Source organism: Paenibacillus sp. J22FR21, from assembly GCF_056269135.1.
Map to the genome: position 1 here is coordinate 193,129 of NZ_JBWDNJ010000010.1, position 6,149 is coordinate 199,277.

Consider the following 6,149-nt stretch of genomic DNA (forward strand, 5'->3'; position numbering starts at 1 on the left):
TCTCATGAGGGAATCATCTCGAAGTACACTGCTTGCGTCGTTGCTCGCTTTTCTCATACCGGGCGGTGGACATCTTGCGCTGGGCAGGCATTTAACAGGCATGCTGCTGCTGCTTGGCACGCTGACCGATATCGCTGCAATGATTCGCTTTGCCGATGAAGGCGGAGGGAAATACGCACTGCTCATCATCTTTCTAGGATTGGCGCTGCCTTTCTTTTGGTTCTACAGCGTATTCGATACGCTCCAGCAGGCGGCGAAACAGCGTGAAGCAGCTGCGAGTCCGGCTATGGAAGAGTCGCCTCGTTTAGGAATAGGTACGTTTATTCAAGGTGTTGCTGTTATTGGACTGGCCTTTCTCTTGCTGGTGTTAGTCCAAGCGCCTGTCGTCTTTCAAACGATTGTAGATACGATAGGCACCTATGCACCGGGAATTGCTTTTATTGTACTGGCGATCGGTTTTGCCTCGAGGAGGAATAGAGTCATGTTTAAATTGGGGAGATTCACTGCTGCGGCGGTGATGATTACGGTAGGCGCATTGTTGCTCTGGGACCAAATTCGCGATCGCAATGATATGGAGCTGATCGGACAATGGTGGCCGGCGGCGTTTGTCCTGTTAGGCATTGAAGTCGTCATCATGAGCATTGTGCATCGAACAGCTTCCAAACGACCGTCCTTTGATATCGGAGGGACTTTCCTCGCTGCACTTATAGCGGTTACCGCTTTTGTTGTGACGCAGTTCGCTTCGATGCCATTTCGCTGGTTGGATGAATTTAAGGTGAATTTGACCGGAACGAGCGCCTACGGAGAAGAGAAAGGATTCCGTTATGCCAAGGAAACCATTCATGCCCCGGTAACGTCTGAGACTAGGGGGATCGAAATCGTGAACCCGAATGGCAAAGTTACCGTCAAGAAGGGGAATGTGAGCGAGCTGACGGTTGAATCTGTCATGTGGGTAGATGCAACTGAACAAACAGAAGCGGATGATACTGCCGGCAAGTCGGAAATCACGGTCAGCGGCGAGGATGAGCTCAAAATCGAAGCAAAAGGTCATCCGTATGGTGCTAACGGAGATCGTGTGCCGCGTATGAATATAGTAGTGACTGTGCCCACCGAGTCGGCGTTTGGGAAGCTTATCCCAACAGAACCCACTGAGTCGACAGATTCTCAAACAAACACTTCCGAGGTTTCTGACCAGCCCCCGACAGCAGACGACGAATCTACAGGCGCAGGTCAGCCCGATTCGGAAGATTCGACCAGTCCGCAGATCAATTACATCCAATCCGAACTCGCCATCCAAATTGTGAACGGTTCTGTCGATGTAACTGGGTTATCCTTACCCGGAGGACTAAGCATCAAAGCGACAACCGGTTCGATTACAATGCATGGCCTCACAGGTTCGGTGAAGGCTGATACCAAGAATGGCAGCATTGATGCCTCATCGGTAACAGGTGATGCGAAGCTCAGCACATACAACGGCGATGTCAAAGCAGGTTATATAACCGGCGCAATCGAAGCTTCTACACTTAGCGGAAGTATCAACCTGCAGCAAGTTACCGGCGACATCGATACGGATACGAAGAACGGCGAGATCATCATTAAAGAAGGAACCGGTGCGATTAAAGCGGATACCCTCAATGGTGATATTCAGATTGCGAGCTCTCAAGTCGGCGGCGACTGGGACATCGACAGTTCAATCGGCGAAATCAAGGTATCGCTTCCTCTGTATGGTAATTATTCGGTTAATGGCTCGGCTACATTTGGCGAAGTAACAAGCGATTTACCGCTCACAATCAGTAAGAAAACGATCCGTGGCAGCATTGGAACGGCGAATTACAGGATCAATATAGACGCGAACAGCAGCATTCAGGTAAATCGTTACAAATGATAAAATGATTCCCGCTTTCATTGACAAAATGAAAAGTATCCACGTACAATGGTTCTAACAAAAGCAGAAAGGACGTGTTGGGCATGGGTGCGACCGTTGAGCAGGCGCTTGAACAATTAAAAAGTACCGGCGTACGAATGACCCCGCAGCGTCATGCAATCCTAAGCTTTCTCATGCACTCCATGACTCACCCCACTGCAGATGAAATTTATAAATCACTTTCGCCATCTTTCCCTAGTATGAGTGTGGCGACCATTTATAATAATCTCCGGCTGTTTGTCGATGCGGGCTTGCTTCGCGAATTGACTTATGGCGATGATTCAAGCAGATTTGATGCCGACTTAACCGATCATTATCACGCCATATGCCGTTCATGCGGAACAATCGTTGATTTTGACTATCCGCCTCTAACGGATGTAGAAGCAGCGGCTTCCAAAGAAACGGGCTTTAAAGTAGAGGGGCATCGAATGGAGATTTATGGGTATTGCGCTGATTGCTCCGCGCGGCACACCAATTAACAAGCGATGATTGAAAGACTAATAAACGCGCAGGGGGAGAGGCAGCTCACCATCATGCGCGTTTTTTATTTGAAGAGTTCGCACATCAGTGGACTAGCTTAATTTGGAGAGGAGCGCTTCACAAGTGGAAACCGTACGTATGCGGCCTAGACGACAAAGTGGCGGCGGCTGGTTGAAATGGGTAGTACTTGCAAGCGGGATAGTGGCTGCGGCAGCAGGCATGTGGTTGGGATGGCAGCGTCTGGCGCCTAATAATACAGAAGTTAAACCGGAATATGGTGCAGCGCACCCGATTCTGTTTCATGGACAAGTCGCCGAAGGCGGTGCACTGGTTAATCAAGATATCATTAGTCTTCCCTTGAACTTCATTCATGATCAGTTGGGACTTAAGGAAGAAGTTTATTATGAAGCCAAGACCGGATCGATCGTTCTAACCAATGCGAATAAAGTGCTGCGGATGAAAACAAATGCATTAACCGCCACGATCAATAAGAAACCTTACCCGCTGCGCATCGCCGCGCAGGTGAAGGACGATGCCGTCTACTTGCCGATCACACCGCTTGAAGAGCTTTATGGACTTCATGCTGAATATAATGAGCAGGACGATATTATTACGATTATGCGGGCAGGAGATGCGGTTCAGCGCGGAGTTGTACAAGACGATGCGGTCATTAGACGCGGACCAACCATTAAGGAACCGATTGTAGATCGCCTGGCGAATACCGATATCGTGCGCATTTGGGGAGAGAAGGAAGGCTGGTATACGGTCCAGAGTACAGATGGTATCCTGGGATACGCCAAGAAACAAGATATTAAACTTACGGAAACGGAACAAATTAAACAGCATGTTGAACCGGCTCCTTTCACAGCATGGAAAGCCGTCGGCAGCAAAATCAATCTAACATGGGAAGCTGTCTACGAGAAAGCACCGGACTCCGATCAAATCAGCGAGATGCCCGGTGTAAATGTCGTTTCACCGACGTGGTTCGAGCTTCTTGACGGCGAAGGTAACATTAGAAGTAAAGCGGATATGCATTATGTCAAATGGGCTCAGAACAGAGGCATGCAAGTTTGGGCGGTGTTCAGTAACGGTTTCGAACCGGAGCGAACATCGGCTGCCTTAGCGAAGGCCGATACTCGCCTGCAGATGATTCATCAGCTTGCTGCTTTTGCACAGATGTACAAGCTTAAAGGGATCAATCTTGATTTTGAAAACGTAAATACGTCAGACAAAGCAAACCTGGTTCAATTTGTTCGGGAGCTGACACCGCTCATGCATGAGCAGAACGTCGTTGTATCCATAGACGTAACGCCTAAGTCGAACAGTGAAATGTGGTCCTTATTCCTTGATCGTGGGGCACTGGGCAAGGTAGTCGATTATATGATGATCATGGCCTACGATGAGCATTGGGCATCCAGCCCTACATCAGGCTCGGTTGCTTCTCTGCCATGGACAGAGCAGTCGCTTTCGCGGATCATCGAAGAAGACGGGGTACCGGCTGACAAAGTGGTGTTAGGCATGCCGCTGTATGCTCGGTTATGGACGGAGAAGAAAGATGATTCCGGTAAGGTCAAAGTAAGCTCGAAGGCGCTCGGAATGGAAACCGTAAAGTCGATTATTAATGAACGCAAGCTTAAGCCGACTTTTGACGCCGATTCCGGACAGAATTACGTGGAGTACGAGGCTGATGGCGCATTGCAGCGCATATGGATCGAAGATGGAGTTTCTTTGAAGGCAAGAACCGCACTAGCTAAGAAATATGGAATAGCAGGTGTTGCGACTTGGCAGCGCCAGTTCCAGTCCGATGATATTTGGGCAATTATTCATCAATCCTTAAATAAACTCCCATAAAGCCAATGCAAAAACGCCCTTCACCGGCTAAAACCAGTCGAAGGGCGTTTCTATTATCGCGTATTCTAGGCTTGGGGCTGCGTGATTTCTTCTTTCTCTTCCGTATCATCCAAATCAGTTGCTTGGTTGGGATCCAGTGTCAGCTTCGTCTTGCAATACATACAACGATCTGTTTTGCCAAGCATCTTCGTATGTCTGCCGCATTCCGGGCAATTCAGGATAACTGCGCTTGTCGACAGCATGCCTGCCCAGAAGTAAACACCTACACTCGCCAGCATAGCGATCATACCAATGACCATAAAGATGCCCGCAAATATTTTACCGGCTTGTCCCCAGAAAACAATCCCGGCAGTACCCAGTATCATTAGTCCCATTCCAAACAGCGTGAACATAAGGCCCCAGAGCCGAAATTCATTGATTTTACTCGATTTACCGAACATATCACAAATCCTTTCTGACATTTACGTACGGTTTTCTAAGACCATAGGCAGGAAAACCTGCGTACATTGTCGAACAAGAGTATAAACAACTGCGAAATCATTATAGCTTAAACAACAGCATGAAGCTATATGGAGGATAGACCGTGGAACATATAAAGGCACATTTTAAAACAATTTTTGAACATAATGAGGCGCTGATCAGTTTGGCAGCTATCGAGAACCCGGTTCCGTACAATCCCATGATTGACGGATTGGATCTACTAATACTGGTTGTTTCTACGCAGAACGACCCAAACCGGGGTATCGAACATGTACGCATCGGCGAAGATCGAGTGCAAATTCGAACCGTATCACCTATAATGCTGGAGCAATGGACAACGGGCGGCGAGAACCGCAGCATCATACAATGGCTTGTTCGGGGGGAGATCCTGGTGGATCGAGACAATTACTTGTTTAACCTCCGGGAAAGCTTGCTTTCTTTCCCGGCATCCTTACGCGGACAGAAGGAATTGGTGGAGTTCTCACATTTCATTCGTTCTTATCTGCAGGCGAAACAGGATTTGCAGGATAACAATTTGCTTGATGCTTACTCCAACGTACTAACTGCTCTTCATCATTGGGCGCATATTGCGTTTATTGAAGAAGGCGTTCACCCGGAGCTTACGGTTTGGCGTCAGATGAGGCGGTTCAACCCAGGCATTTATAAACTATATGAAGAGCTGACCATTTCGCCGGAATCGCTTGAGAAGCGGGTGCAGCTGGTGTTGCTGGCTTGCGAGTTCTCGGTTATGAGCAAAATGAAATCGTCCTGCGGACTGCTCTTCTCCATTCTTGGCAGCCGCGAGGAGCCGTGGAGCGTGATGGAGCTGCAAACTCATCCGTACCTAAAGGACTTGCATATGGATTTGTCGCTGCTTCTGCAGAAGCTGGTCATGCGCGGGTATATCCGAGAGGTTGCTTACATGCCGCTTCTTGGGGATACAGAAGCGTTGGAACTGCGATATCACAGTGTTTCTTAGAAGGATTAATCGCGGGCAGCGTGCCCGCGATTTTTTTATTAACTAATGCTTGACGTACCATGCGGGCATGTGATAAATTCTTTATTACCGCCTCCGAGGCAAACAAGAAACAGCGTCATGCTGGCAAGCGAGTAAGAAAAAAGAAATAAAAAAAAGCTTGCAATTGAATGACCGGATGTGATATATTAATCAAGTCGCCGCTGAGACATGGGCGCACGAAAAACGAAGTATTTGTTCTTTGAAAACTGAACAATGAGCGACCAGTCAAATGGTCATAAATCGCGAAATTAACGTTTCGCAAAGCTAGTTTTTTGAATGAGCTACCAAGCGAATTCTTAAAAATGGCCAAGCCTTCGGGCTTACCACTTTTATGGAGAGTTTGATCCTGGCTCAGGACGAACGCTGGCGGCGTGCCTAATACATGCAAGTCGAGCG

5 protein-coding genes and 1 rRNA gene are annotated in these 6,149 nt (G+C 48.2%); 5 read left to right on the top strand and 1 reads right to left on the bottom strand.

What is annotated here, in order from left to right; all coding sequences use genetic code 11:
• The first annotated feature begins 4 nt into the window (after positions 1–4).
• The 3 genes from AC0YNS_RS27805 to AC0YNS_RS27815 all read left to right on the top strand — a co-directional run bounded on the left by AC0YNS_RS27805 (position 5) and on the right by AC0YNS_RS27815 (position 4,255).
• A complete protein-coding gene (locus AC0YNS_RS27805; protein WP_475784181.1) occupies positions 5–1,885 on the top strand; it encodes a DUF4097 family beta strand repeat-containing protein in 1,881 nt (626 codons plus the stop codon).
• A gap of 83 nt (positions 1,886–1,968) precedes the next feature.
• A complete protein-coding gene (locus AC0YNS_RS27810) occupies positions 1,969–2,403 on the top strand; it encodes a Fur family transcriptional regulator (RefSeq protein ID WP_090983210.1) in 435 nt (144 codons plus the stop codon).
• A 124-nt stretch (positions 2,404–2,527) separates the two neighbouring features.
• On the top strand, positions 2,528–4,255 hold the full coding sequence (locus AC0YNS_RS27815) for a glycosyl hydrolase family 18 protein (RefSeq protein ID WP_475784182.1): 1,728 nt from the start codon (positions 2,528–2,530) through the stop codon (positions 4,253–4,255).
• A 65-nt stretch (positions 4,256–4,320) separates the two neighbouring features.
• Here the strand turns inward: AC0YNS_RS27815 and AC0YNS_RS27820 are convergent, their stop codons facing one another.
• Positions 4,321–4,695: a YgzB family protein gene (locus AC0YNS_RS27820; protein ID WP_475784183.1), complete on the bottom strand. Its 375-nt coding sequence runs from the start codon at positions 4,693–4,695 to the stop codon at positions 4,321–4,323.
• 143 nt (positions 4,696–4,838) lie between these two features.
• Here AC0YNS_RS27820 and AC0YNS_RS27825 point away from each other — a divergent pair, with 143 nt between their 5' ends.
• A complete protein-coding gene (locus tag AC0YNS_RS27825; protein ID WP_475784184.1) occupies positions 4,839–5,714 on the top strand; it encodes a nucleotidyltransferase-like protein in 876 nt (291 codons plus the stop codon).
• Positions 5,715–6,081: 367 nt separating this feature from the next.
• Positions 6,082–6,149, top strand: a 16S ribosomal RNA gene (locus AC0YNS_RS27830); the annotation flags it as partial.